This is a genomic window from Schaalia odontolytica (assembly GCF_002847525.1).
Lineage (GTDB): Bacteria > Actinomycetota > Actinomycetes > Actinomycetales > Actinomycetaceae > Pauljensenia > Pauljensenia odontolytica_B.
The window spans coordinates 76,386-103,037 of the sequence record NZ_PKKM01000009.1; the positions used below are offsets into that span (position 1 = coordinate 76,386).

At 65.7% G+C, this 26,652-nt stretch carries 22 protein-coding genes and 1 tRNA gene; 15 read left to right on the plus strand and 8 right to left on the minus strand.

Annotation, left to right across the window (positions count from 1 at the left end; all coding sequences use genetic code 11):
* From CYJ22_RS07260 to CYJ22_RS07270, 3 genes are read left to right on the plus strand one after another with little or no spacing between them, the layout of a single operon-like run.
* On the plus strand, positions 1-573 hold the full coding sequence (locus CYJ22_RS07260; protein ID WP_101602138.1) for a DUF2017 family protein: 573 nt from the start codon (positions 1-3) through the stop codon (positions 571-573).
* 16 nt (positions 574-589) lie between these two features.
* On the plus strand, positions 590-1,420 hold the full coding sequence (murI, locus tag CYJ22_RS07265; protein WP_101602139.1) for a glutamate racemase: 831 nt from the start codon (positions 590-592) through the stop codon (positions 1,418-1,420).
* On the plus strand, positions 1,417-2,214 hold the full coding sequence (locus CYJ22_RS07270; RefSeq protein ID WP_101602140.1) for an MBL fold metallo-hydrolase: 798 nt from the start codon (positions 1,417-1,419) through the stop codon (positions 2,212-2,214). The genes murI and CYJ22_RS07270 overlap by 4 nt, the downstream gene beginning before the upstream one ends.
* A gap of 45 nt (positions 2,215-2,259) precedes the next feature.
* Here CYJ22_RS07270 and CYJ22_RS07275 read toward each other — a convergent pair whose 3' ends face one another.
* Positions 2,260-3,177 carry a LysR family transcriptional regulator gene (locus tag CYJ22_RS07275; RefSeq protein ID WP_101602141.1) on the minus strand — a complete coding sequence of 306 codons (918 nt, stop codon included), beginning with the start codon at positions 3,175-3,177 and terminating at the stop codon, positions 2,260-2,262.
* Between the two features lie 86 nt (positions 3,178-3,263).
* Here CYJ22_RS07275 and CYJ22_RS07280 point away from each other — a divergent pair, with 86 nt between their 5' ends.
* Both CYJ22_RS07280 and CYJ22_RS10390 read left to right on the plus strand, forming a co-directional pair.
* Positions 3,264-3,596: a CBU_0592 family membrane protein gene (locus tag CYJ22_RS07280; RefSeq protein ID WP_007590199.1), complete on the plus strand. Its 333-nt coding sequence runs from the start codon at positions 3,264-3,266 to the stop codon at positions 3,594-3,596.
* Positions 3,597-3,847: 251 nt separating this feature from the next.
* Complete coding sequence (locus CYJ22_RS10390) at positions 3,848-3,970, plus strand: hypothetical protein (RefSeq protein WP_007590243.1); 123 nt, start codon at positions 3,848-3,850, stop codon at positions 3,968-3,970.
* 75 nt (positions 3,971-4,045) lie between these two features.
* Here CYJ22_RS10390 and rdgB read toward each other — a convergent pair whose 3' ends face one another.
* Together rdgB and rph are read right to left on the minus strand one after the other, a co-directional pair.
* Entirely contained in the window at positions 4,046-4,660 is a 615-nt protein-coding gene (gene rdgB / locus CYJ22_RS07285; RefSeq protein WP_007590240.1) for an RdgB/HAM1 family non-canonical purine NTP pyrophosphatase, read from the minus strand.
* Positions 4,657-5,424 (minus strand): ribonuclease PH, encoded by a 768-nt coding sequence (gene rph / locus CYJ22_RS07290; RefSeq protein ID WP_101602142.1) that lies wholly within the window; start codon positions 5,422-5,424, stop codon positions 4,657-4,659. Before rph ends, rdgB begins: the two co-directional genes overlap by 4 nt.
* 36 nt (positions 5,425-5,460) lie before the next feature.
* Here rph and nudC point away from each other — a divergent pair, with 36 nt between their 5' ends.
* Both nudC and CYJ22_RS07300 read left to right on the plus strand, forming a co-directional pair.
* Complete coding sequence (gene nudC / locus CYJ22_RS07295; RefSeq protein ID WP_101602143.1) at positions 5,461-6,396, plus strand: NAD(+) diphosphatase; 936 nt, start codon at positions 5,461-5,463, stop codon at positions 6,394-6,396.
* A gap of 26 nt (positions 6,397-6,422) precedes the next feature.
* Positions 6,423-8,438: an ATP-dependent DNA helicase UvrD2 gene (locus tag CYJ22_RS07300; protein ID WP_101602144.1), complete on the plus strand. Its 2,016-nt coding sequence runs from the start codon at positions 6,423-6,425 to the stop codon at positions 8,436-8,438.
* Position 8,439: 1 nt separating this feature from the next.
* Here the strand turns inward: CYJ22_RS07300 and CYJ22_RS07305 are convergent, their stop codons facing one another.
* Together CYJ22_RS07305 and CYJ22_RS07310 are read right to left on the minus strand one after the other, a co-directional pair.
* Positions 8,440-9,318, minus strand: coding sequence for a hypothetical protein (locus tag CYJ22_RS07305; protein ID WP_101602145.1), 879 nt, complete (start codon positions 9,316-9,318; stop codon positions 8,440-8,442).
* Positions 9,319-9,428: 110 nt separating this feature from the next.
* On the minus strand, positions 9,429-10,895 hold the full coding sequence (locus tag CYJ22_RS07310) for a zinc-dependent metalloprotease (protein WP_101602146.1): 1,467 nt from the start codon (positions 10,893-10,895) through the stop codon (positions 9,429-9,431).
* A gap of 130 nt (positions 10,896-11,025) precedes the next feature.
* On the opposite strand from CYJ22_RS07310, the gene CYJ22_RS07315 reads away from it, so the two are divergent.
* Positions 11,026-12,213 carry a YlbL family protein gene (locus CYJ22_RS07315; RefSeq protein ID WP_431768516.1) on the plus strand — a complete coding sequence of 396 codons (1,188 nt, stop codon included), beginning with the start codon at positions 11,026-11,028 and terminating at the stop codon, positions 12,211-12,213.
* A 100-nt stretch (positions 12,214-12,313) separates the two neighbouring features.
* Here CYJ22_RS07315 and CYJ22_RS07320 read toward each other — a convergent pair whose 3' ends face one another.
* Complete coding sequence (locus CYJ22_RS07320) at positions 12,314-12,883, minus strand: PPA1309 family protein (RefSeq protein ID WP_101602172.1); 570 nt, start codon at positions 12,881-12,883, stop codon at positions 12,314-12,316.
* 182 nt (positions 12,884-13,065) lie between these two features.
* Here CYJ22_RS07320 and CYJ22_RS07325 point away from each other — a divergent pair, with 182 nt between their 5' ends.
* The 4 genes from CYJ22_RS07325 to CYJ22_RS07340 all read left to right on the plus strand — a co-directional run bounded on the left by CYJ22_RS07325 (position 13,066) and on the right by CYJ22_RS07340 (position 19,819).
* Positions 13,066-16,095: a UPF0182 family membrane protein gene (locus CYJ22_RS07325; protein WP_101602171.1), complete on the plus strand. Its 3,030-nt coding sequence runs from the start codon at positions 13,066-13,068 to the stop codon at positions 16,093-16,095.
* 181 nt (positions 16,096-16,276) lie between these two features.
* Positions 16,277-17,089 (plus strand): hypothetical protein, encoded by an 813-nt coding sequence (locus tag CYJ22_RS07330; RefSeq protein ID WP_101602147.1) that lies wholly within the window; start codon positions 16,277-16,279, stop codon positions 17,087-17,089.
* Between the two features lie 115 nt (positions 17,090-17,204).
* Positions 17,205-17,281, plus strand: a tRNA-Met gene (locus CYJ22_RS07335).
* Positions 17,282-17,428: 147 nt separating this feature from the next.
* Positions 17,429-19,819 (plus strand): hypothetical protein, encoded by a 2,391-nt coding sequence (locus tag CYJ22_RS07340; protein WP_101602148.1) that lies wholly within the window; start codon positions 17,429-17,431, stop codon positions 19,817-19,819.
* Between the two features lie 69 nt (positions 19,820-19,888).
* Here CYJ22_RS07340 and CYJ22_RS07345 read toward each other — a convergent pair whose 3' ends face one another.
* Positions 19,889-20,581: an MgtC/SapB family protein gene (locus CYJ22_RS07345; protein WP_101602149.1), complete on the minus strand. Its 693-nt coding sequence runs from the start codon at positions 20,579-20,581 to the stop codon at positions 19,889-19,891.
* Positions 20,582-20,796: 215 nt separating this feature from the next.
* On the opposite strand from CYJ22_RS07345, the gene CYJ22_RS07350 reads away from it, so the two are divergent.
* The 3 genes from CYJ22_RS07350 (at position 20,797) to CYJ22_RS07360 (ending at position 23,638) form a co-directional block, all read left to right on the plus strand.
* Entirely contained in the window at positions 20,797-22,299 is a 1,503-nt protein-coding gene (locus CYJ22_RS07350; protein WP_207760523.1) for an amino acid permease, read from the plus strand.
* 115 nt (positions 22,300-22,414) lie between these two features.
* On the plus strand, positions 22,415-23,041 hold the full coding sequence (locus tag CYJ22_RS07355; protein WP_101602151.1) for a DUF4232 domain-containing protein: 627 nt from the start codon (positions 22,415-22,417) through the stop codon (positions 23,039-23,041).
* Between the two features lie 246 nt (positions 23,042-23,287).
* Positions 23,288-23,638: a hypothetical protein gene (locus CYJ22_RS07360; RefSeq protein WP_007587465.1), complete on the plus strand. Its 351-nt coding sequence runs from the start codon at positions 23,288-23,290 to the stop codon at positions 23,636-23,638.
* A gap of 121 nt (positions 23,639-23,759) precedes the next feature.
* Here the strand turns inward: CYJ22_RS07360 and CYJ22_RS07365 are convergent, their stop codons facing one another.
* Positions 23,760-26,585: a glycoside hydrolase family 66 protein gene (locus CYJ22_RS07365; RefSeq protein ID WP_165782135.1), complete on the minus strand. Its 2,826-nt coding sequence runs from the start codon at positions 26,583-26,585 to the stop codon at positions 23,760-23,762.
* Positions 26,586-26,652: the final 67 nt, after the last annotated feature.

Genomic DNA, 26,652 nt, shown 5'->3' on the forward strand with positions numbered 1-26,652 from the left:
ATGGAAGGCTTCGCTCTTCGAGACGGTGTCTACGCCTCGTCGATGAGCGACGACGAGGCGCTCCTCCTGCGTCAGTTGGCGACGGAGGTTCTCGTCGTCTTGGATGATCCCGGTGAGTACGCCGCGACCTCGTCCATGGTGAACGCCGCCACCGAGACCGAACAGCGACGAGACGAACCCCACGAACGTACCCTGCGTATGCTGCTGCCCTCGATGAGTGAGGATGACGAAGACGCTGGCCGCCTGCGCGCCCTGACCGAGGATTCTCTGCGCACCGACAAATCTGTCCGTTTGCGCGCCATCGTCGGCGATCTTGACCACATCGTCCACGGCGAGAGTGACACCCTCAGGATCCAGCCCGAGGCCGTGTGGTCCTGGCTGGGGGCTCTCAATGACATCAGGCTGGGCTTAGCCGCTGAGCTGGGCCTATCGGACCAAAGCGACGCGCAGCGCATCGAAGAACTAGCGATGCGTGAGCCCACGGGAGAACGATCTCAGACTGTCGCGGCGATCTATATGCTCATCACATGGTGGCAGGACTCACTCCTAGAAGCCGTCAATAATTCTGAGTAACGCATAAGGTCGTCATATGAACAACGCCCCGATCGGAATTTTCGACTCGGGCCTAGGTGGGCTGACGGTGGCGCGCGCAGTCATCGACAAGCTGCCCGACGAAGAGATCATCTACCTGGGCGACACCGAGCACACGCCTTACGGCCCGCGAGCTATCGCGCAGGTTCGCTCGCTGACGCTGTCCGCCCTCGACGAGCTGGCCTCGCGCGGCGTTAAGGCGCTCGTCATCGCCTGCAATACCGCCACGGCGGCGGCGCTTGCGGATGCCCGGGAACGCTACTGGATCGATGCCGGCATCCCCGTCATCGAGGTCATTACTCCTGCCGCGCGCCAGAGCGTCATCGCCACCCGCAACCACCACGTCGGTGTCATTGGCACGAAGGCCACCATCCAGTCCGAGGCATACCTGCGCGCGCTCGCGGCCGTCCCCGGGCTGACGGTTAGCCAGCAGGCGTGCCCCGCTTTCGTCGACTTCGTCGAGGCCGGGGTGACCACGGGCGAGGAGATCGAGGCTGTGGCGCGCGAGTACCTGACGCCGCTGAAGGAAGCGGGCGTGGACACGCTGATCCTGGGGTGCACGCACTACCCGCTGCTTACCGGCGTCATTGGCCGCGTCATGGGCGAGGGAGTCACGCTCGTGACCTCCTCGGAAGCGACCGCGAACGTCACCTATAACGAGCTCGTGGACCGCGGGCTCCTTCACGATCCGTGGCCCGCTGGTGAGGGGCCGCAGTATCAGTTCCTGGCCACGGGCGCTTCCGACGCGTTCCCGCGCCTGGCTCGCCGTTTCCTCGGCCCCGAGGTGGGCTCCGTTGCCCGCGTGAACACCGGCGGTGGTATCGCGTGAAGCTGACTGTTATCGGCACTACCGGTTCGATGTCTGGCCCGGAGTCGCCGGCATCGTCCTACCTGGTTCAGGCTCGCGGCATCGACCCGCGATCGGGGGAAGAACGGACCTTCTCGCTCGTGTGCGACATGGGGCCGGGGTCTTTCGGCGCGCTGTGGGCTCATGTGTGCCCGTGCGAGCTCGACGCCCTCGCGCTGTCGCACTGCCACGCCGACCACATGGGCGACATCATCTCCCTCCAGGTTTATCGCAAGTGGGGCCCGGGAGCGGCCGCATCCGCGCTGCCCCTGTACGGTCCCGCCGAGACGCTGCGCCGCGTGCGCCAGATCGAAGACGCCCCGGACGATGAGGCATACGAGGTCGAATTCGCCTTCACCCACATGCAGCTGGGCGAGGCCTACCGGGTCGGACCCATGACGATCCGCCCCTACCGGGCCCTGCACCCGGTCGAGGCGTACGGCCTGCGTATCGAAGGACCCTCCGAGGAGGATCCCGAGCGCCTCGTGTCCCTGTTCTACACGGGCGACACCGACCTGTGCGACACGATCATCGAAGGCGCCCGCGGGGTTGACGTGTTCCTCAGTGAGGTCGGCTTCACGAGCGACGAGACCGAGCCTGACATGCACATGGATGGCGTGCGCGCGGGCGAGGTTGCCACGCGAGCCGGAGTGGGCCGCATGATCGCGACCCACATCCAGCCCTGGACGCCCCGTGATCGGGTGGCCTCTGAAGTCCGACAGACCTGGTCGGGTCCGCTCGACTTCGCAACCTCGGGGATGCAGGTCAGCCTCTGAGCTGTCTCTCGCCCTACCAATGGGCGAGGCGAGGCGGTTCCTTGGTCAGTCGCTAGACGTCGAGTACGAGGCGTTGTGTCGCTTCCACTCCGCCAGGTATGTGGCCACGCGCGCCGGTCCTGAAGCCTCGGACCATCCGTGATTCTTGTGACGCAGCAGAATCTTGCGCGTTCCCAGTGAGGGAAGAGGCGTGATGCGCATGCCCTCCGTGTGGGCCCCGGCCAGCGCCATGGCCGGAAGGATCGTCGATCCCGTGCGGGCGCGCACGAGGGCACGGGCGGCCTCGTAGGTCGCGTAGAGGTGGGGCGCCCATCGCGTATCCGGGAACGCCTTCGTGATACGGCGCATGACGTGGTCGCCGCTGGTGCCCGGATTGACGCGCAGCCAGGTGAGGTCCGCTAGGTCTTCGATCGACCCGATGGGGGGAGCGGAGTCCGGGGTGACGAGCATCCAGGGTTCGTCGAGGAATGGGACGTCCGTGTATCCGCGAGGGGCCAGACCCGGGTCCTCGTCTCGTTCAATGACGAGGATGTCGTACTGGCCCGTGCGCAGTGCCGCCATGCCGGGGGTTTCTTCGGTTTCCTCGATGCGCAGGTCGACGCCTGGGAGTGCGTCGAGGAGGTCGGGGAGCGCGGGGATGAGGGTCGATCTGCAGATCGTCAGGAACGCCCCGATGGTGACCGTTCCCGTGACCTGTCCCGTCAGAGGGCGCAGGGCCTTGAGGGCTTCTTCGATGTCGGCGTTGATGCGTTCGCCGGCCTCGGCGACGATCGTGCCGGCGGGGGTGAGAATCGCGCCGGATGTGGTGCGCTCGACGAGCTTGAGGCCGACTTCCTCCTCGAGTTTTTGAATCTGCTGGGACACTGCGGAGGGCGAGACCATGAGGATGTCCGCGGCGGCAACGATGCCGCCTTCTCGTGCGACGGACAGAAGGAAAGGCAAGCGGCGGGGGTCGATGTCCACGCGAACTCCTTGGTTAAGTAAAACTGTAAGATAACTATAGAACCATTCAATTGTGCTTGACTAGCGGAAGGTGCATCATATGAGTCATGACGATCTCATCTCTTGTAATTCCGGTTCTCGGTTGGCTGGGTGCGGGCGCCTCTATCGCCGCCTACTACCTGGTTTCTTCCAAGCGCTTTGCTCCTGATTCCCTGCGCTACCACTCCCTGAATGTCTCCAGCTGCATCCTGCTGGCCCTTGCCTGTGCGTCCACCGGTGCGTGGCCGTCCTTCCTGACCAACGCCATTTTCATCGGCGTCGGCTGCACCATGATCTGGCGCGTGCGCGACCGCCTCGCGCGTCGCGTCATGCAGGTCGTTCGCTTCTTCGACGTGCGCCGTTACCTGCCGCGCCGCATGCGACTGGCGCGAGCTCGCTGACTCTTCGTTGAATTGGGGAAGTGAGGGGGCAGGACGTGGGCCTGCCCCCTCACTCTATCCACCGGCCGATCAATTAAGAAAAACGAATCTCCTCAGTCAAGACTTTTTCAAGTATTATCAAGGAAAAGTCCGTAAGAAAAGCTTCACAGAAAAATTAGAAAATATCGATGGAAAAAATGGGCACGTAGGCGCATCATGTCAGTACGACGCGGTGACAGATCCATCGCACGGTACTCAAAGAGGAGCACACAATGTCTCGTTTCGTCGCATCACTCCTTCATCGCCTCACCCATCACCGCAGGGTGCGCCAACAGCGCAACCCCCTGCAGTTCTCGATGGACCGCCCCATCTTCGGCAACCTCGTCGCCCGTTGATGGCGCGCCTGCGGGCGCAACACACAAGTGCCGGACACCCTCGGGTGCCCGGCACATTTGTGTCTGCGGTGCTTCTCAGCCGCGCAGGTACTCCACGATGTGGGGCATGAGGGCGCGGAAGGCGATGCCGCGGTGGCTGATCGCGTTCTTCTGTTCCGCACTCATCTGAGCGGTCGTGACCTCGAAGCCCTCGGGGACAAAGATCGGGTCGTAGCCGAATCCGCCGTCGCCGCGAGGGGAACGCGTCAGGGTGCCGCGCACCTCGCCGCGCTCGACGAACTCGCGACCGTCCGGGGTCACGAGAACTGCGGCCGACACGAAGGCCGCGCCGCGGTGGGCGTCGGGAACGTCGGAGAGCTGATCGATGAGCAGACGTAGGTTCGCCTCGTCATCCCCGTGGGAGCCAGACCAACGCGCGGAGAAGATGCCGGGCGCCCCGCCCAGCACGTCCACCGTGATACCGGAGTCGTCGGCAATGGCAGCCAGGCCGGTGGCGCGAGCCAGAGCGCGGGCCTTGATGAGGGAGTTCTCCTCGAAGGTCACCCCATCCTCGACCGGGGAAGCCACGTCGAAATCGCTCATGCGAGCCACGCATCCGGCCTCGAAGCCCTCCCATGCGGGGGCCAGGATGGCCTCAAGCTCGCTGACCTTGTGCGCGTTGGAGGTCGCGAAGACCAGGCGCGCGCTCACGGGCGCACCTCGACGCGCTCCATGAGGGGAGCCTCGAGTGCGAGCTTCTGCGCCTGAGCGAGCTGGGCGTTACCCAGGGTCGCCAGGTCCAGCAGCTCGCCCAGCTCATCGCGGTTGAAGGGGGCGTGCTCGGCGGTGCCCTGGACCTCGATGAAGCGGCCATCACCCGTCTGGACGACGTTCATGTCGGTTTCGGCGCGCACGTCCTCAACGTAGGGCAGGTCCAGCATGGGGGTGCCGTCGATGACGCCCACGGAGATCGCGGAGATCGAATCGTTGAGGACCTTGGCGGAGGGCTTGAGGATGCCCTGCTCCTTCGCCCAGCTCACGGCGTCGGCGAGGGCCACGTAAGCGCCAGTGATCGCTGCGGTGCGGGTACCGCCATCGGCGCGCAGAACGTCGCAGTCCAGAACGATGGTGTTCTCGCCGAGCGCGGAGACGTCGACGATGCCGCGCAGGGAGCGGCCAATGAGGCGCGAGATTTCTTGGGTGCGGCCGCCGACCTTGCCCTTGATGGACTCACGGGAGGAACGCTGCTCGGTTGCGCGCGGGAGCATCGAGTACTCGCCGGTCACCCAGCCCTCGCCGGAGTCGCGCTTCCAGCGCGGCACGCCCTCAGTGAAAGAAGCGACACACAGGACGCGGGTGTTGCCGAACTCGATGAGAACGGAACCCTCACCGGTGCCCGACCAACCGCGGGTAATGGAGACGGGACGGAGCTGGGACGGGGTGCGCCCATCGGCGCGCAGGGGAGTATTTGTCATACTGCCTAGGGTAGCCCACCGCGTTACCGTGGAGTTATGAGTCTTGATCTACCTCTCGTCCGCGGTCACGTCGACCCGGCCGTCGCGCTACGCGAATCCGTGGCTCCCGCGGCGCTGGTGCGTGCCGGTGAGGCCGATGTCATTGTCGTCGACCCGTCCGGTTTCGTTCTTCTCGACGAGGTTGAGGCATCCTCCTCGGACGCTCCTGTCCTGCGACGGATGGTCGGGGACGAGGCCACACGCGCGCTCGAGGGGGCCACGGCCTCGTTTATTGGGGTGGCGGGTGGCCGCTCCGTCGTCGCGATCGAGACGAGCCGGGACGAGGCGTGGGGGCGTTGGGAGCACCTGCGCGCGGTCGGGTGGCAGCTCGACGGTGACGATGCGGCCCTGGCGCTGACCGCGCTCGCGCTCGCGGGCTGGCACGCCAACTACCGCTTCTGCCCGTGCTGCGGGGCCCCGGTGCAGCTGGTGTCCGGCGGGTGGGCCGCGCGATGCGAGACGTGCGACCGGCTCGAGTATCCGCGCCAGGACCCGGCCATCATCGTCCTCGTGCAGGATCACGATGGGTGCGTCCTCCTGGCGCACAACGCGCTGTGGCGGCCCGGCTTCGTGTCGATTATCGCCGGCTACGTCGAGGCCGGGGAATCCCCGGACGTCACGGTCGCCCGCGAGGTCGCCGAGGAGGTTGGCGTCGAGATCGAGACGCCCACCTACGTCGCCACGCAGCCGTGGCCCTTCGGGCGTTCGCAGATGATGGGCTACCGGGCTCGCACCGTCTCGCCGCACCCGACCCCGCAGGCGGACGGCGTAGAAATCGAGTGGGCGCGCTTCTATAGCCGCGACGAGCTGACGCGCGCGCTGGAATCCGGGGAGATCAGCGCCCCCGGACGCGCCTCGATCGCCTACGCGCTACTTCGGGAATGGTACGGCGCCGAACTGCCGAGCGGCCCGGACGGCGCGGGACGCAACTGAGGGCGGGCGATGGAACAATGGGGACCATGAACCCCGAGGAACTGCTGGACGCCCTGGACCCCGATCAGCGCGCCGTCGCCACGCAGGTGGCAGGCCCTCTCGCCGTCCTGGCGGGCGCGGGCACCGGCAAGACCCGTGCGATCACGTACCGCATCGCGTACGGGGCGGCCGTCGGCGCCTTCGACCCATCCAACGTGCTCGCCGTGACCTTCACGCAGCGTGCGGCTTTCGAGATGCGCCACCGCCTCGCCCAGCTGGGGGTTCCCAAGGCTCAGGCACGCACCTTCCACTCCGCGGCACTGCGCCAGCTGCGCCATTTTTGGCCCACCGTCGTGGGCGGTCCGCTGCCCGACGTCATTCCGCACAAGGCCTCCCTCGTTGCGGCCTCCGCAGCGCGCCTGGGGATCACGATTGACCGCACGAACGTGCGCGACATTGCAGCCGAGGTTGAATGGGCCAAGGTGTCGATGATCGATGCCGCACACTACGCCTCGCGCGTGGCTCGCCTGCGCCGTGACGTGCCCGCCGGGTTGGATGCGGGCGACATGGCGCGCCTCCTCGACGTCTATGAGGACGCGAAGAACGAACGCGGTGTCATTGATTTCGAGGACATCCTCATCTATCTGTGCGGCATGCTGCAGGAACGTGCCGACGTCGCCTCGATCGTACGCAAGCAGTACCGCTCCTTCGTGGTCGATGAGTTCCAGGACGTCAACCTCCTCCAGGCGCGTCTGCTCGACCTGTGGCTGGGTGGGCGCCACGACGTGTGCGTCGTCGGCGACGTCGCACAGACCATCTACTCCTTCACGGGCGCATCCCCGGACTACCTGACAGGTTTCGGGCGCAAGCATCCGGGCGCACGCATCGTCGAGCTGACCCGCGACTACCGGTCGACCCCGCAGATCGTGAGTGTGGCGAACGACGTCCTGGCGCGCTCGAGCCAGCGCGAGGGTACGGTGCGCCTGTCCAGCCAGCGCGACGGCGGCGCTCAGGTTACCTACCGCACCTACGACGACGATCGCGCCGAGGCCGAGGGCATCGCAGCCTCGATCGCGGACCTCATCGCGGGTGGCATGGCACCCCATTCGATCGCTGTCCTCATGCGGACGAACGGCCAGTCCCAGGCCTTCGAGGAGGCCCTGGGTGCGCGCGGTATTCCCGTCGCCGTCGCCGGGGGCAAGCCCTTCTTCGCTCGTGACGACGTGCGTACCGCCATCTCGCGCCTGCGGGCCGCGGCGGCGGCCGCCACCGACGACGGGAGCGTGGGCGAGATTGTGCGCGAGGTCCTGTCGGGCGTTGGCTGGGCGCCCGAGGCACCCTCCGGCCAGGCGGGATCCGAGCGCTGGTCGAACATGAACGCGATCGTCGGCTGGGCGGATGACAGCAAGGCGGAGACGCTCGCCGCGTTCGTTGCGGAGCTCGACGAACGAGTCGCCTATCAGGTCGAACCGGACAAGGCCGGCGTTGAGCTGGCCACCATTCACGCCGCCAAGGGCCTCGAATGGGACGCCGTCTTCCTCGTCGGCGTCGCCGAAGGACTCCTGCCGATCTCGTATGCAAAGACCGCGGCTGCGCGCGAGGAGGAGCGTCGCCTGCTGTATGTGGCCGTTACCCGTGCCCGTGACCTGCTGACCCTGTCGTGGGCGCGCTCGCGCGGCGCCGATGGGCGAGGGAAGCGCAAGCGCAGTCGCCTCCTCGACGGCATCTGGCCCGAAGACATACGAGTGGGCGCGCCGAAGAAGAGGGCGCGTGCCTCCGCCCGCGCCCTCAACCAGGCCTTCGAGGAGGAGGCATCGCCCCAGGCCATCGAGCTCTTTGGGCGCCTCAAGGCGTGGCGCCTCGAGGTCTCACGCCAGGCGGGCGTGCCGCCGTTCGCCGTGTTCACCGATCAGACCCTGCGCGACATTGCCCAGGCCATGCCAAAGAACACGACGCAGCTGCGTGTCATCCGCGGCATCGGCGACGTGAAAGTGCAGCGCTTCGCCGCCCCGGTTCTTGCGCTCGTGCGCGGCGAAGAGGTCGTCGTCGACGAAGGCGCCTGAGCTAGGAATCGAGCCCGTTGATGCCACACACGCAGCGGCTGGCGGGTTCCACGTCTTCGACGCGTACCGACCCGTCATCGCAAATGGTCGCTACCTGTGCGCACTGCGACTCGGTGAGCGCCCCCGAGACGAAGTCCATCACCAGCTGACCCACGCGTTGGGCCGCCGCGAAGTGAGCCAGCAGAGCCAGCGGCGCGAGCGGCCACGCTTCCAGCTCACGCAGGTGCGTCAGATGGAACGGGTCCTGCGCTGCGCGAGCAAGCTGCGAGCACTGGTAACAGGGGGTCACCCCCGGGATGACGAACGGACCCACCTCGTAGGAGTGCTCGCCACGCGTCACGATCAGATGAGGGGTGTCGTGAGCGGTGAGCTCGAACGGTATCCCCGGATCGACGACTCGATCCGCTGACACAATCGAAAGCTCGGGCGGACACTGGGCGTACAGACGGGGCAGCGGGATGAGATCGCGAAGCGTGCGGCGCACCGCGCGGTGGCGAGGGGTGCCCGTGTAGTGCCCGCCGAATACGCGATCCCAATCCTCGTCAACCAGGGAGTGAGTCTCGATCGACAGCGACAGTGACAGCGTGTCGACGAGACTGTGGAGCGCGAGGAGCGTCGCCGGAACAGCTCCGACAATGCCGAGTGCAAGGTGGGGGAGTGCCTCGCTTCCGTCGGTGAGGCGTGCCTCAGCCAGAGCCGCGAGAAGCTCGGGCGAGGCCTGAACATCGTCGCGCTCGCGGGCTGGGTGTGCCTGATGGCTCAGCCAGAGCTGGTCGCTCGCGTGCAGATTGTCGAGCAAGACGTGTCGAGCGCGGTCGCCGCCAACTTGTACGCTGCCCGGGCCCCGCCAGAGAACCGCCGTGTTATGTGCCAGGTTCATGTCAATCTCCTTCAGTTTGTAGCTGACGGAGCCATCATGAACCCGTGTGGTGAGCGCGCGGGGGCGTTTGAAAAATCTGTGGAAAACTTGTCAGATCTTTTTGGAACGAATCAGTTCGTCTTGTTCGGATCGTCCGATTCTCCAGAGTCCGAGGATGATTCATCCGAGCCCGCCGAGGCCTCGTCCCCCGGCTCCAGCCCGTCCGCCCAGCCGAGCGTTCCATCGAGAAGAGAGTTGAGCGCGGCGTCGATATCCGCGTCCTCCTCAGCCGCCGCTCGCCGCAGCGTCAGGAACGTGTCGGGCGTTGCGAGCTCCGTCTCCGAGGGGACCATATCCGGGTGCGACCACAGGGCTTCGCGGGCATCGCGACCACCGTCGGCCTCCACCAGCGTAAAGATGGAGGCAGCTCCCCGGGCCTGGCGCGGGCGCATCTTGAGGCCCATGAGGGTCCCGAGAATTTCCTCCGCGGGACCACCCGAGGCGCGGCGGCGACGCATCATCTCGCGCAGCGCATCCGCGTGGGGGAGATAGGGCAGTGTCGCGCGGGCCGTGACGACCTCGACCCAGCCCTCGATGAGGGCAAGCATGGTCTCCAAACGGGTGAGTGCGCGGCGCTGGTCCGGCGTCGTCGACAGCGCAAACACGCCGCCGCTGAGCGCCGACTCCACCGACGACGGGTCAGAGGGGTCAACCGAGCGGGCGGCCTCGGTGATTGCCTCCGTATCGATCGCGATCTGAGAGGCGTAGCGCTCGACCGCGCGCACGAGGTCACCCTCCAGCCACGGCACGGACGCGAAGAGACGTCGGTGGGCTGCTTCCCGGACAGCGAGGAACTGACGAACCTCGTCGAAGGGAATGTCGAGCCCCTCGGAGAACTGGGCGATGTTGTGGGGCAGGAGCGCCGCGTGCGAGGTGTCCGACAGGGGAATGCCTGTGTCGTAGGTGCCGAAGGACTCGCCCGCCAGGGCTGCCAGCACACGCGAGATCTGCGCGGAGAACATCATCGCGGAGAGGCGTGGCATCATCTCCTGCGTCTTGCCCAGCATTGCAGCCATGCCGTCGGGCAGCGACGGGGAATCCTCGAGGCCGCCCTCTCCAAACTGCTCCGACAGAGCCGCTGAGAGTGCGCGCGACACGTTTAGGGCGATCGGCTCGCAGATGCGCTTCCACGTGGGGATCGTGTTCTCCACCCACGACACCCTGCTCCACACGCCTCGGGTCACGGGACCCGAGGCGAAATCCGTGACTGCGTCGAGCCACAGGTCTGCGACCGTCATCGCCTGGCGAGCCGCCTCGGCCTCGGTGGCGGTGGGGGCCGGATCGCCGCTGGCGTAGGCGGCCTGCTTCGCGCCGTCCTCCACCAAACGCCAATTGACAGGACCCGCCGTCGTATTCATGAGGAACTGGAACTGGCCCATCGCCGCACGCATGCGCGCAGGATCGGAAAACTCCGCGGGCAGGTTCGCGGGATCAAAACCCTGGGCCTGCAAAGCGCGAGCGGCCTCCGCCGCGGCCTCGTCGCCCAACACGGAGCGCAGGAAATCCTCAAAGGGGGTGCCGGACTCGTTCTCGTTCATGAATTCAGCCTAGCGAGCACGCGTGCGACCGGGCTGACAAATCTCTGCGAAAACGCTGAGAGCTGAACGCAGCAGGCGGGGCGCGCGTGCGGTCGGGCCTCGCGTGGGACACAATGACACGGTGAGTGACATGGAGATGACCTCGTCAGTTGACCGTCTACTAGCCTTCGAGCAAGCCCCGACGAAACGTGCGCCGATCGTCAGCTGGCGCATCCTCACGGCAGTCCTGGCCGTCCTCGCGATGGTCATCATTCTCTTCGTGATCCCCGTCCCCTTTGTGGTCTCCAGCCCCGGACCGACCATCAATGTGTTGGCGTCCAACGAACAAGGTGTGCCCGTCTTCACTGTCGAAGGAACTAATCCTGAGACGGGGGAATCCGCGCAACAGGACGAGCCTCAATCCAGCCCGTACGAGGCACCTGCGAAGCCGGGGCAGGGCCAGCTGCGCATGGTGACGGTCTCCGAATCGGGGGCTCCCGACGCCCGCCTGAACTTTGCTCAGCTCATTGCCGCGTACTTGGACCCGCACAGCACGATCACCGACTATGAGTCGAAGTATCCCCAGGGAACCACCCGCGAGCAGAACAACGAGGCTCAGCTGGCGATGATGCGTAATTCGCAGACGACCTCCCAGGTTGCCGCGCTCGAATACCTTGGATGGGATGTCCCTGCCACCGTCACGATCGAGGGCGCGGTCGAGGGATCCAACGCTGACGGGATCGTCGAGAAGGGAGACATCCTGCGCGCTATCACCACCCCGGATGGAACGCGCCACGACGTGACGGATGCCAGTACGCCCTTCTCGCTCATGCGCACGGTCCCCGCGGGATCGCAGATGACGCTGACGGTCGAGAGAAACGGTGAGACCCGCGAGCTCTCCTTCGACTCTGTCGCGGCCTCGGCCACGGAAAGCGGATCCAAGCTGGGCATCTATCTCTCCGTGCAGCCCACCCTGCCCGTCACGATTTCCTTCAACCTCGACGGCATCGGAGGACCCAGCGCAGGCATGATGTTCTCCCTGGCCATCATCGACCGCATGACGCCGGGCGACATGACGGGTAACAACGCAATCGCCGGGACCGGCACCATGTCCTACGACGGTCAGGTCGGGGCCATCGGCGGCATCCAGCAGAAGCTGTGGGGCGCCCATCGCGATGGGGCCCAGTGGTTCCTCGCCCCCAGCACCAACTGTTCCGAGGTCGTCGGACACGTTCCCGACGGCCTGCGCGTCGTCTCGGTATCCACCCTCGATGAGGCTGTCTTCGCGGTTCGCTCCATCGCCGACGGTACGGGAGACACCCTGCCGACCTGCCAGTAGTGCTCTCACGCTCGCCCACCGCCCGCGGGCAGGAGGGGCGACAAAGGGCCCCCGGCCTCGTCCTTCTGGTCCGGACGAGGCCGGGGCCTCCTCTATGCTCTCAGGCTTCCTCGTCCGTCACGGGCTCGAGGGATGCGCGCAGGGCGTCGACCAGCGCGGGGACGAGCGCCGAGCCCTGCCCGACCTTGTCGTCGGAGTCGAAGGCGCGGGTACGCAGCGCGCACCAGGACTCGCCCGTGCGCATGACTCCCACCGCGAGACGCACATCAGTGCGCAGCGGGTGGTTGGCGACGAACGCGAGGGCCTCCTCGGGATCCTCGGGGGCCTCGTCCTCGACCTCCGGAGGAACGACGATGCGCTCAACCGTGATTGCGGCACCCGGCACCGTCTCCGGCCACGCCAGGTGAGCCAGGACCTGCTCAATATCGTCGTCGGCCAGGTCCTCCTGGATGATCGCGCTCAGGTGCTCATCGCTGCCATCCCACCCCGAACGCAGCTGCTCGGCGATGTCAGCCGGCAGATTCGGGTCAGCCAGAAGCATCGCCGTCGGCACCAGCGCGTAGATCGAGGGCGCGTGATCCCACCCCACACGGGCAGCGCCCTTCTCGATATCGACAACCACATTGGCCAGCGCGATCTCGCGCGCGCTCGGCATCATCTCAACAGTCATGCCTCCCATAATCTCACGGAGAGCGAATAAGACCGAGGCGAAGTTACACCTGTGCCCGGCTACACTGGTTGGGAGCTATCGGTTTGACAGAGAGGAATGCCGTGAGCTTCGATTTTTCAGTCTTTCCCCCGGGTGGAGCGCGTGCTCCGCGAGACCCCGATCGTGCGCGCGCGCAACTCAAGGTGCGTAAGCCTGGCCCCGCCGGCATCACGATCGCAGCGCTGCTGATCATCGGAGCCGTCATCTATGCGGCTTCCATCGTGTGGACCGAGATCCTGTGGTTCCGCCAGATGAGCGCCACCCGCGTCATTCTCACCCAGTGGGGCGCACACATCGGCCTCTTCGTCGTCGGCTTCATTGTGGCGACCGCTCTTGTCTACTTCTCGATGGCCTTCGCGTACCGTCACCGCACCTCCTCGTCGAGGGGCGAGGCCTCGGCCGCCCTGCGCGGGTACCAGGAGGCCCTCGAACCCATGCGTCGCCTCGCCTTCTGGGGCGTCGCGCTCTTCTTTGGCTTCACGAACGGTGCCCGTCTGGCCACCGAATGGCAGACGCTCTTGCAATTCCTCAACCGATCCTCCTTCGGGCAGGTTGACCCCCAGTTCGGGCTCGACATCTCCTTCTTCGTGTTCGTGCTGCCCGCCGTTAAGGTGCTCGTCTCCTTCCTCATGACGGTCACCGGCATCGGCCTGGTCGCGGCGATCATCGTGTCCTACCTGTACGGCACGATCCGCCTGACTCCGCGCCCTCACGCCTCCAAGCAAGCGCGCCTGCAGACCGGCATGATGGCTGCCTGCCTGTCCCTGTTCATCGGCGTGAACTACTGGCTGGGCCGCTACGAACTACTCACCTCGGACTCGGGTTCCATCCACGGCGCCATGTACTCCGACATCAACGCAACCCTGCCCGCTCACTCGATTCTGGCCGTCATCTCCGGCCTCGTTGCACTCCTCTTCGTGGTCGCTGCCTTTAAGGGCACGTGGCGCCTGCCCGTCGCCGGTGTCGCCGTGACGGTCGTTGCCGCGCTCGTCCTCGCTGGCGCGTACCCCGCCCTCGTCGAGCAGTTCCGCGTGCGCCCCAACCAGCGCAGCCTTGAATCTCCCTACATTCAGCGCAACATCGACGCCACGCTGGCCGCCTACGGCCTGCAGGACGTCGACTATCAGACGAACTACGACGCGGCCACCACGGCCTCGGCGGGACAGTTCGACAACGAATCGCTGACCTCCCAGGTGCGTCTGCTCGACCCGCAGGTCATTACGAAGACCGTCCAGCAGCTCCAGCAGTCGCGCCTGTACTACGGCTTCAACTCCGGGATGAAGGTCGACCGCTACAACGTCGGTGGCGAGCGCCGCGACACCGTCATCTCGGTGCGCGAACTCAACCTCTCGGGCCTGTCCGCCGAGCAGCAGACCTGGGTCAACCAGCACACCGTCTACACGCACGGCTACGGTGCGGTCGCCGCCTACGGTAACCAGCTGACCAGCGACGGCCTGCCGTCCTACTGGGAGCAGTCCGTGCCCTCGGTCGGCGAGATGGGCGACTACGAGGAGCGCGTCTACTTCAGCCCCGGCTCGCCCGACTACTCGATTGTCGGAGCCCCCGAAGGCGCTGAGCCGCAGGAACTCGACTACCCGGACGACACCGCGGTGGGCGGCCAGGTCTCCACGACTTTCGTCGGCAACGGCGGCCCCTCCGTGGGCAACGTGTGGAACAAACTCCTGTACGCGATCAAGTTCGGCTCCACGGACCTGTTCTTCTCCTCTCAGACGAACGAGGCCTCGCAGATCCTCTACGACCGTGATCCTCTCCAGCGCGTCGCGAAGGTCGCCCCCTACCTGACACTCGAGCAGTCCGCCTACCCGGCGGTTGTCGACATGGACGGGGATGCCTCGACCCCCAAGCGCCTCGTGTGGGTCGTCGACGCGTACACGACCACGAACAACTATCCCTACGCTCAGCACGAGACACTCTCGAACGCCACCGTGGACTCTCGCTCCACCGAGGTTGGCCAGTACGTCCAGGCAAACAAGATCAACTACATGCGTAACTCCGTCAAGGCCATCGTCGACGCCTACGACGGCTCGGTGCGCCTGTTCCGCTGGGACGATCAGGACCCGATCCTGCGCACCTGGGAAAAGATCTACCCCGGCAGCGTCGAGCCCGTCTCGGCGATCTCTGGCGACCTGATGAGTCACCTGCGCTACCCGGAGGACATGTTTAAGGTGCAGCGCAACCTGCTCGCCACGTACCACGTGACCGACGCCGCCGGCTTCTACTCCGGCGGTGACCGTTGGCGCCTGGCCGAGGAGACCTCGACCTACGGTGCTGCCTCCTCGGCCGCCGCGAGCCCGCGCGTCGACGCGATGGGTAATCCTCTGCCCGCGCCGACGGCCCTGCAGCCCCCGTACTACCTGACCATGCAGATGCCCGGCCAGGAGAGCGCTGAGTTCTCGCTGACCTCGGTCTTCGTGCCCGGTGGCGGCGGCGAGGGGCGTCGCGAGGCCATGGCCGGCTTCCTCGCGGTCGACTCCGAGACCGGTAACACCCCCGGCCAGGTGCGCGAGGGATACGGCAAGCTCCGCCTGCTCGCCCTGCCTTCATCGACGACCGTGCCCGGCCCCGGCCAGGTACAGAACAAGTACGACTCCGACGAGAAGATCGCTACCCAGCTCAACCTGCTGAACCAGGCCGACTCGACAGTGATCCGAGGTAACCTCCTGACACTGCCGGTCGGCGGCGGCCTCCTCTACGTCCAGCCCGTCTACGTGCAGGGCACCGGCTCCGCGTCCTACCCCGTGCTCCGCTCGGTTCTGACCGCCTTCGGTGACAAGGTCGGCTTCGCGCCCACCCTTGAGGAATCGCTGCGCCAGCTCGTCTCCGACGATGGAAACTCGTCCGTATCTTCTGGCACGACAAACCCCTCAACGGGGGATACCTCGCAGTCGGGCGCGACCTCCAGTGACGCGAACGCCCAGCTGGCGCAGGCCGTCAGCGACGCCGCGCAGGCGCTGCGCGACGCGGATGCGGCGATGAGCAAGTCTGACTGGACCGCCTACGGCGAGGCACAGACGCGTCTGCGCGATGCCCTGGCCCGCGCGGAGGCCGCCCAGACGGCCCTCGGCACCTCCTCGTCGGCGGCCTCGAGCTCGCCGACACCCAGCCCGAGCCCGACCACGTCGGCCCAATCGGGAACGCAAAGCGGCTCATAATCGCAGTCGCGCACTGTTGCACTCGGCCCCGCTGTCACGACCTGTGACGCGGGGCCGGGTGTTTTCTCTCTATGGGGGAGCGGCGCTCGCGGCAAGACTGCCCTGTGTGCGTCGTTCAGTGTCACTACTATGGTGCAAAGCGTCCGCAGCGCGGACTCGTCAACGATGTGGAAGGAACCCCATGACTGACCCCCGCAGCTCTCTGCCTGCCCCCACGGGTGTGCCCCAGCCGTTCGAGGTGCCGGCCTCGGCCGCTCCGACGATGCCCGCTCCGACCTCCGGCGTATTCGCGCCGTCTCCTGCCTACGCGGCTGCGCCGAACCCGAAGCGCCCCGTGCTGTCCACCCACGGGCGGATTGCCGCGTGGTTGGTCCTTGCCGTCAAGCTCATTTTCATCGTCAACCGTTTCATTCCCTACAGCAGTGAGCGCCTTGAGTACTACTTTGATAGGTTCACGGATGTCATGTTCTGGACGTGGCTGCTGCTCGATCTTGTGATCGTGGTGTTCCTGTTCCTGTACGTGCGTCTGGGAATCAAGCCTCTGCGATACGTCGCCGCCGCTATCGTGCTCGTCGATTACTTCATCATCCTGCCCGTGTGGATCCACTTCCTGGGCGGAGACTGGCTGATCGCCTTTACTCCGCCAGAGTGGGAGGTCGGCGAAGTGGTGGCCTCCCTGCGATCACTCTTCATGTGGGTCCTCAAGTGGCTGTGCGTCGCATCTTCCTTCGTCCTGGTGATCCCGGACCGCAAGGTTCCCACGGTGTCGCAGCAGGGGGCTGTGCCCGCTCCTGGCGCTGCCCCGGTCGGCTACTACCCGCATGCGGCGGCACCGGCCCAGCCCGCTGCGCCCCAGGGTGCTCCCGTGCAGATGCCGACGACTCAGCCCGCGCCGCCCCAGGGTGCTCCCGTGCAGGTTCAGGCCTCGGGCCCTGTGCTTGCGCCTCCGAGTGGTGCCCCGCTCGTGCCCGGAACACCGGCGGATCCCGCGTAGGATTCCGAGTAGGGCGTTGATTCTGCGCGTCCTGACAGCGCTCCGTCGCTAGGACGTACATCACCGCGTTCGGTTTGTGTCCACCCGGATGATGCTCTAGACTATTTAGAGCCGACGCGGGGTGGAGCAGTTCGGTAGCTCGCCGGGCTCATAACCCGGAGGTCGCAGGTTCAAATCCTGTCCCCGCTACCACCACAGACCCGGTCCCGTGAGGGGCCGGGTCTTTTGTTTGTCACTTGTATTTCAGAGGGCAAACACCTTGACTAATACGCGTCTCGACGCGATAGTATTGCATGTTCGCCATCATGAACTGCGCCTTCGGGCGCGAGAGGAATAGAGATGAGCACTCTTGATCTGTCGCAGCTCACCGCTGCTGACATGGGCAATCCGGCGCTGACAGCGCAGGACCTCGCCGACATCACCGCCGCTCGCGCGGATCTACACCCCTACGTGGCGACGCACCCGTCGCTGTATCCTGCGCTTGCCCAGTGGCTAGCAAACCGGGGTGTTGTTCCCGCTCATCCTCCCGTTGCGCAGCCTGCTCCCGTCGCTGCCCCGGCGCAACCGGTCGATCCCTACAGTCAGGCTGCCGCGCCCGTGGAACAGCCCGCTGTCCAGGCGGCGCCCGTCGCGCAGGAAGCTCCTGCCGTTGAGCCCTCGCCTGTCGTTGAGGATGCTCCCGTTGTTGACCCGTCGCCCGTGCAGTCCGACGCGTGGGGTGCTCCGCAGACCGAGCCCGTGCAGTCTGATGCGTGGGGTGCTCCCCAGGTCGAGGCCGTAGCTCCCGTGGTGGAGGAGGCTCAGCCGGTTGTTGAAGAGCCTGCTGCTGTTGAGCCTGCTGTGGAAGCTGAGCCGGTGCAGTCTGATGCGTGGGGTGCTCCGCAGACCGAGCCTGTTCAGTCTGATGCGTGGGGTGCTCCCCAGGTGGAGGCCGTTGCTCCCGTGGTGGAGGAGGCTCAGCCGGTTGTTGAAGAGCCTGCTGCTGTTGTTGAGCCCGCTGTGGAAGCTGAGCCGGTGCAGTCTGATGCGTGGGGTGCTCCGCAGACCGAGCCTGTGCAGTCTGATGCGTGGGGCGCTCCCCAGGTGGAGGCCGTTGCTCCCGTGGTGGAGGAGGCTCAGCCGGTTGTTGAAGAGCCTGCTGCTGTTGTTGAGCCCGCTGTGGAAGCTGAGCCCGTGCAGTCCGATGCGTGGGGTGCTCCGCAGACCGAGCCTGTGCAGTCTGATGCGTGGGGTGCTCCCCAGGTCGAGGCCGTAGCTCCCGTCGTTGAGCCCGCTGTGGAAGCTGAGCCCGTGCAGTCCGACGCGTGGGGTGCTCCCCAGGTCGAGGCTGTTGCTCCCGTCGTTGAGCCCGAGCCTGTCGTTGAGCCCGAGCCTGTCGTTGAGCCCGAGCCTGTTGCGGACGAACCCCAGCAGAGCGTTGAAGAGGTCCAGCCCTTCGTTGGAGAGCCTCAGGTGACGCCCCTGACGGAAACGCCCGTGGCCTCGGCCCCCTCGATTTCGGACGAGGAACTTGAGCGTACGATCATTGATGGGACGCGCGAGCGTTCCATGGCCGAGATTGTCGCGGAAGAGAACGCTGCGGCGCAGGCCGCTGCCTACGGGCAGAACCCCGCCCAGGCGGCGGGCCAGCAGCAGGGCTACGGCCAGGCGCAGTATGGCGCGCAGCCGAGCCAGCAGTCCCAGTACGCCGCCCCGGGCGGCGCTCAGGGATATGCGCCGGCGGGTCAGCAGCCCTCGTACGCCGCTCAGAGCGGCCAGCAGGGCGCCTCGACGGGCCAGCAGTTTGAGGCTGCCGCCCAGCAGTTCGGCGCAGCCGCTAACACGGCGTTCAACCAGTTCCAGAGCGCCGTCGTTACCGAGACCGGCAAGGTGAAGGGCCGCTCCGTGCGCGCCACCTACGCGCTCATTGGCATGGCCGCTTCGTTCGTCCTGTCGATCGTCTCGATGGTCCTGCCCTTCGGGTCGCTCTACGGCGATTCCTTCACGATGTTCTCGGCGGGCGGCTACGCCTTCTTCCACATCTTCCTCATGCTGATTGCGGTTGGCCTGGGAGCTGCCTACTGGTTCACGAACCAAAAGTGGGCCTTCCTGTCCTCCGGTATCGTCGCGATCCTAACCGCCCTGATTGGTGTTCTCCAGGTGCTCGGTGTTCTCGCGAGGGCCTCGCTTGGTTTCGGCGGTATCCTCTTCCTGATCTTCTCGATCGGCCTCGGTGCTTCCGGTGTTGTCCTGCTCCTGGAACTCAAGAACGGCAAGGTTGCGCCGGTTGACAACCCGAGCGCTCTTGGTGGTGCTTTCACTGGTGCACCCATGAACCAGCCTGGCCAGCAGGCGCAGTATGGCGCTCAGCCTCAGCAGGGTTCCTTCCAGGCTCCCCAGGCCGCTCAGGGCCAGTCGCAGTATGGTGCTCAGGCACAGCAGGGTGGATATCCGGCTGCCCAGCAGCAGGGCGCCTTCCAGTCCCAGCAGGGGCAGTACGGCCAGCCGCAGTACGGCGCTCAGCCCCAGCAGGGCGGCTACCCGGGCGCTCAGCCCCAGCAGGGTGGTTTCCAGGCTCCCCAGGCCGCTCAGGGCCAGCAGCAGTACGGCCAGCCGCAGTACGGCCAGCAGCAGTACGGTCAGCCGCAGTACGGCCAGCAGCAGTACGGTCAGCCGCAGTACGGCCAGCAGGGCTACAACCAGGGGCAGCAGGGCGATAAGCCCTACAACCCCTTCGGGACGCGTTCGTGACGCGTTGAGATGACACAAGTGGAGGGCCCGCGGCATACGCCGCGGGCCCTCCCATCATGTCGAGATCGTTTACTCGTCGTCGTCTTCGTTGATGTCCACGCCTGCGACGCCGTCGAGGTCCGCGAGGGTCGTCACGAGCAGGGAACGCGAGAGATCCTGGCGCGTGGCTGCGGTGAAACGTGCCGTTGTCGCACGGCCGTTGGCCTCCGTGTGGGTTGATACAGCGGAGACCGTCCAGCCGAGGGCAGACACCTGGCTGAGTAGTGAGGACAGTACCCCGTGTCCGGGGGAGTAGTGGACCGTCAACGTGACCTTGTGTCCGTGCGCGCGCATCAAAATGAACTGGACGAGCGGGGTCAGCAGGGCGATGACGATGAAATGCAAAACGGTGCCGGCCACGGCGAGCCACCACAGGCCTGCGCCGCATGCCATGCCAATTGCGGCGGTCTCCCAGATTGTGGCCGCAGTCGTCAGGCCTCGGATCGCGCCGTGCCGGGTGAGGATGATGCCCGCACCCAGGAAGCCAATGCCCGACACGATCTGCGAGGCGACGCGCGATGGGTCGTAGCGGGTGATGCCGTCGACGAGGATGTCAGAGAAGCCGTACTTGGAGATGAGCATCATCAAGCAGGCGGTGAGGCCGACGATGGCCTGGGTGCGGATGCCCGCGCTTTTGCCTCGGATCTGGCGTTCGAGACCGATGGACGCAGAGAGGACGAGGGCAAGGAGCATCCAACCGATGCTCATGAGGGATTGCGTCATAGGAACCTCCTGCGTGGCGTGGGTGGGTTTAGTGTAACCGCCCGGCGGGTGTGCGGCTCATTTGGTCGGGCGAGGCCGTGGCAGGGCGTGGGGTGTCAAGAGCGGAGGGACAGCTCCGGCCTCGTTAAAGAATGAGAAAAGAATCTACCAACGTCGACACAAGCGTTTGTGGGACTAAGATGGGACTCGACGATCGACAGATGAGGAACCGACTCATGGCTACCCCCACTCCCGACGACATCGCCAACGATGTGCAGGAGCGCTCCAACACCGCGCTCAGGCGCGGTCTGGCGTCCCGTCATATGCAGATGATCGCCATCGGCGGCGCGATCGGAACGGGCCTGTTCTTGGCCTCCGGTGCGACGGTCGCAAACGCCGGTCCGGGCGGAGCCCTCGTCGCTTACGCAGCGATCGGCCTGATGGTGCTGCTCCTCATGCAGTCGCTGGGTGAGATGAGCGCGCACCAGCCGGTCGCTGGCTCCTTCCAGACTTTCGCCACCAAGTTCATCTCCCCGTCCTTCGGTTTTGCCATGGGGTGGAACTATTGGTTCAACTGGGCGGTGACGGTGGCCGCGGACCTCGTGGCATCGGGACTCGTCATGGCGTATTGGTTTCCGTCCGTTCCCTCGTGGATTTGGGCGGTGGGCTTCCTCGTCATCGTCGTCGGGCTCAACGCGCTCTCGGCGAGAGTCTACGGCGAGGCCGAATTCTGGTTGGCGGCTATCAAGGTCGTCATCGTCATCGTCTTCGTCCTGTCGGGCGTCTTCATGATCGCCGGGGTCATGGGTGAAAACTCTCCGGGCCTGTCGAATTGGACGATTGGGGACGCGCCTTTCCACAACGGCTTCGTGGGCGTCATCGCAGTCTTCATGATCGCGGGCTTCTCTTTCCAGGGCACCGAACTGGTGGGCGTGGCCGCGGGCGAATCTGAGAACCCGCGCAGGGACGTGCCACGCTCGATCCGCACGGTGTTCTGGCGCATCATGTTCTTCTACATCGGCGCGATCGCTGTCATCGGCACGCTGCTGCCCTACACGGACCCGAGCCTGCTGAGCGCGGCCGACGACTCGGCGAACAACATCGCCCAGTCGCCCTTCACCCTCGTGTTTGCGCGCATGGGCATCGGCGCGGCGGCCGCCGTCATGAACGCGGTCATCCTGACCTCGATCCTGTCCGCGGGTAACTCGGGCCTGTACGCGGCCTCGCGTATGCTGCACTCGATGGCCCTCAAGCGTCAGGCGCCCGCGATCTTCGCCCGCGTCACCAAGGGCGGCGTGCCCGCCTACGCGATGGCCGTGACGACGGTGACGGCGGCGTGTGGCTTCCTCACGCAGCTGGTCTTCAACGATGCCTACATCTGGCTGGTCAACATCGTCGGTATTTCCGGCATCATCATGTGGCTGGGCATCGCGGTGAGTCACATTCGTTTCCGCCGCGCCTACCTGCTGCAGGGCTACCGCCTGGAGGATCTGCCGTATCGCTCGCCGTTCTTCCCCGCAGGGCCGATCATCGCTTTCGTCATGTGCTTGGTCGTCATGGCCGGACAGAACTACGAAGCCGTGCTGCATGGCCAGGTCTGGGAGGTTGCGTCCTCCTACATCGGCCTGCCGCTCTTCGGCGTCGTGTGGTGGGGCTACCACGTGGTGCGTAAGGACCGCACGGTATCCCTCGAAGAGATGGACGTGGCGCCCGTCGAGATCGAACCTGTCACGCACTGACATCGACGAGGTCGGGGCGCAGTGGGCGGGCACGCCCGGGTGCGCCGCTTGTCACCCCTGGGTCTCGCCCGGCGTGGCGGTACGTGAGCGGCGTGGCACTTCATAGGATGGGGCCATGATCAACACGCGACGCATTCTTGCCGTGACCTCCCTGTCGGCCCTCGTCCTGGGCATTGCCGCCTGCTCCCCGAAGGGCAACCAGCCCGAGGCGGGGTCCGCGGCCTCGTCCAATTCGTCGAGCGCCTCTTCACAGAGCGGCATGCCCGCCCAGAGCGGCGCTGGCCCCCAGAGCGGCGTGCCCGATGAGGGGAACCAGGCCCCCGAGGTGAACGTCGCCGACAATGATCAGCGCTGCGACCTGACGAACCTGCAGCCCTCCATCGACTCCCAGCAGGAGGCGGGCGGCACCACCTACGTGGACATCGGCTTCACGAACGAGGGCCCCTCGTGTTGGATTGACGGCTTCCCGCAGATCATCTTCTCCGGCGGTGGCTCCGTCATCTCCACCGCCGTGCGCGACGGTGAGGACCCCGGAAACGTCTACACGATCGCTCAGGGAGGCCGCCTGGGCGTGACCCTAACGGCAGAGTCGACGGACGGCGTCGAAGGCTGCAACCCCGCCGATTCGGAGCTGGTCGACATCATGCCAGAGGCCGGCACCGGCGCAACGAGCCTGCAGCTGACCCTGCGCGTGTGCCAGGAGATGCCCTCGGTGTCGGTGAGCCCCTTCGAGCCGCGTTGATGATTCCGTAGACGCGACGCTGCCGGGTGCCCGTGAGGGTGCCCGGCAGTCTTGTGTACGAGCGCCGATGGAAGCGAATATGAGATTTGGGCGTGTGCTGATAGGCTGAACCAGCTGGAAGAAGTCGCGCATCCGCAGCGTCACGCCGAGGCGATCGCGTCGGTGCGCGTGACCCCTTCTTCACCGGTCGACGCGTGACCTGTGCGCGCCGACTGCGCACACTGAGATCTGTAAGGAGACACTCTCATGGGTATGCGTTCCACGACGCAGTCGTTCCAGTTCAACGTGCCGTTCGATCAGCTTTTCCCGGCCGCAACCCAGGCCGTGCAGGCTGTCAAGAAGGCGACGCTGACGCGCTCCGACCCGAACGGGCGCGTGATCACCTTCGACACCCCGATGGGCATGATGTCCTGGGGTGAGAACATCATCGTTGGTTTTATCCCCAACGAGGAAGGTGTCGTCGCCGAGATCACCTGCACGACGAAGGGCATGCCGAACCTCATGCAGGACAGCCTCAACCGTAAGCAGATCGGTGCCTACATCGCTGCCCTGTCGAACCTGGTGCAGTCTCCCGCCGTCGAGGTCGCCCGTTCCTGACGACACGCAGACGCCTGACTCGGCCCCGGCCTCGTGAAATGTACGAGGCCGGGGCCGAGTCTTATGGAGTCCGAGAGGCCCTGCATCCTCCCCGGCTGTGCCCGTGCCGGGGAGGCGGACGTTACTGTCCGGAGAGGTCCGTGAGCGTCCAGCGCTGCGACTTGGAGGAGTCAGAGCACTGTGAAATGACCGCCTGCGTGCTCTGCTGCGTTGTGTCCCCCGGGATCGTCAGGCACAGGCCGGATGCGCGGTTGACGAGCTGTCCGGACTCGTTGAGATCCCACTTCTGGGATTCCAGAGCCGGGTAGCAGGTCCACATGTGCGCGACCGTGCCCTCCTCGGTGTAGCCGCCCAGGACATCGACGCAGCGGTCGCCGATGCGGAGGTGCCCGTCGCCCTCGTAGATGACCGTCTGCGCGGCGCTGTTCCCGGCGCACTTGCTGTTCGCCACGGGGGTGCCGTTGGATCCCTTCGGATCCTGGGAGGTCAGGCACTGGCCGAGGCCGTTGCGCAGCTGGCCGACGATCGTCGCGGGCACGAGGCCCGTGTCGTCCGCGTCGGTTGTAGCGGCGTTGTCGGATGTGTCCACTGCCTGAGGTGCAGCAGCTGCGCGGTCCGCGTAGGTGGCGGGGGAGAAGACGACCATGTCCCACGAGGCCAGGCGGCCCACGTTGAACGTGATCGTCGTGCGGCCCTGCTCATCCGTGCCCGTCGTGAAGTCGAGGGGCGTCGCGCGGCCACCGTCAACGTCCGGGCTGACGGCGAAGATCGAACCGGGGATCGCCTCGCCGTCCTCCAGGTGGTAGGTGACGGACGTGTTGTCGAAGGCGAGGATCTGCTTGGCGGCATTACGCCAGTATTCGTCGTTGCCTTCGTTGTCGTTGGTGCGCAGGTTGATCAGGTGCAGGGCCGTGCCCGCGTTGGACGTCATCGTGTTCGCCCAGATCGTGTTCGCGGCCCCGTCCGTCGAAGTCGGCAGGCCCACGCCGTTCGTCGAAACCTCGACCTGGCGTTCCTTGCGCGTCAGGTTGTCGCCGAAGAGTAGGTTCTCGTAGGCGGTGGAGATGTTGTAGTAGTTCTTCATCCACGCCTGGAGGTCTGGGGACAGTCCTCGGCCGGATTCAGCGAAGAACTGATCGTCCAGCATGCGCCCATAGTCGCCGAGCTCCAGGTGGTGCGCGCCGTTCGCCGCGAACATCGCGTCGGCGAGCTTAACGGAATCTGCGTTGAACTCCCGGAATGTAATGCAGTCTATGTTGACGGGCGCGTACTTCTCGTACTTGTCGATCGGGAAGGAAATCGTGTGGGTGCCCGGGGTGAGCTCCACGTTGATGCTGATGTCCTCGCGCCAGTCAGAGTCGCTCTGCGTCTTGCTGAAGGTGACGTACTTCAGGAGCTTCTGCTGCCCCTTCTTGCCCATGTCGATCATCACCTGGTGGCTGGCGCCATCTGCCTGCGGGCTCGAGTAACGCGGCGAGAAGGTGAAGGTGCCTCCCTGTCCTGCGTCAACGGTGAAGGTGACGGCGTCGCCGTCCTTGGCAATACCCGACGCGTAGGAGCCGCCAGATGCGGAAGCGTCGCCCGACACGATGGTGACGTCGCCGCTCACGCGCGCCTGGTCGGACTCGGCCTCGATACGCACGCCGTTGTCGGCAGCGATTTCGGGATGCTTGTACTTGTTGGCTGCCGCGTCCCAGTAGCGGGTGGTCGGATCGTAGTCGTTCGCGTAGGCGGCCACGATCAGCGGCTGTTTCGCGCCCGAGCCACGCACACCCTGCAGATAGCTGGCGACCTGTGCGTTCGTCTCGTTGTTGTCCCACAGCTCGGTGTACAGGTACGTGGACGAACCGTTAATGAGCTTGTCGTTGCCAGCGCCATCGGGCAGGTTGATGCCCACCGCGCCCTTCGTCTTCTCGGCCGTCTCGTTAACGAGCGATGACAGGCCTTCGGTCAGGTCGATCTTGTTGCCGGAAGCATCCTTCTTGTGGGTCTGACCGAGCGTGTCAATGTGCGTGCCGGTGAAGTTGAACGTCTTCTTCTGGTCCACGTATTGGCCGGTGATGTAGTCGCGCCAGCCCTTGTTGTTGACGTTCATCATCGTCATGTGGTTCTGGGGCTTGGGCGTGTTGGGGGGCACCTGGACCCACCACTGGCTGCCAAAGTCGCGTTGCCAGTAGGAGCCGTTGTTCTCGCGCAGGATCCAGTCTTCTTTGATGGCGTTCGTGTCGTAGCCGTCGTTGGCTGCGTACGCCATGGAGTAGGCCAGCGAGGCGGCGCCGACGTTGTCCGCGGTGGTCACGTAGGTGTTGATGGTCGCAGCGGAGGCGTAGGTGTCTCGGTACCACAGCGGCCACTCGTTTTTGAGGTCGCCTTTGGCGACGGGCTGCTCGTGGCGGTACTGCCAGTCGTAGTACTGGAAGGCGTTGAGGTGGTAGTCCTGGCTGAGCTTCGTGACGTAGTCGGACGGGGCGTGGAAGAGGTAGGGCTCGTAGGTGGCGTTGTCCGCCAAGCCATCGGGGGCAGCGGGCTTGAAGTGGGAGAGGTAGCCCATGCGTGGGAAGCGCGTCCAGCTGGTGGAGGCGTCGATGGCGGTCTCCGCGTGCGTGCCGTCCCCGCCGGTCGCGGTGACGAGGTAGCCCTGGTTGTTCTCGCTCGGCGTCGTGTAGGTCCAGGTGGCCTTGCCGTTCGTCACGGTGGCGTCGCCCGAGTCGATTTCGACGCCGAGGTGGCTGACGGAGAAGTGGACGGTTCCCTCGGTCGAGGCCTCGGCCGTGATCGTCGCCTGCTTACCCGGTTCGTGTGTGGACTTGTCCGTGTAGGCGCGGGTGACGTGCGCCGTGCCCGTGGCGGTGGCCGGTGTGCTGCTCGGCAGGGGCAGAGCGGTGGCGACGACCGCGGTGCCCAGCACGATGGCGGCGGGGATGGTCAGGGGATGTCGTGTCTCCATGACGTGTGTGTCCTCGAAATCGTTGACGGGACTGCCCGGTGGGGGAGTCATGCGCGTGAAAATGCGC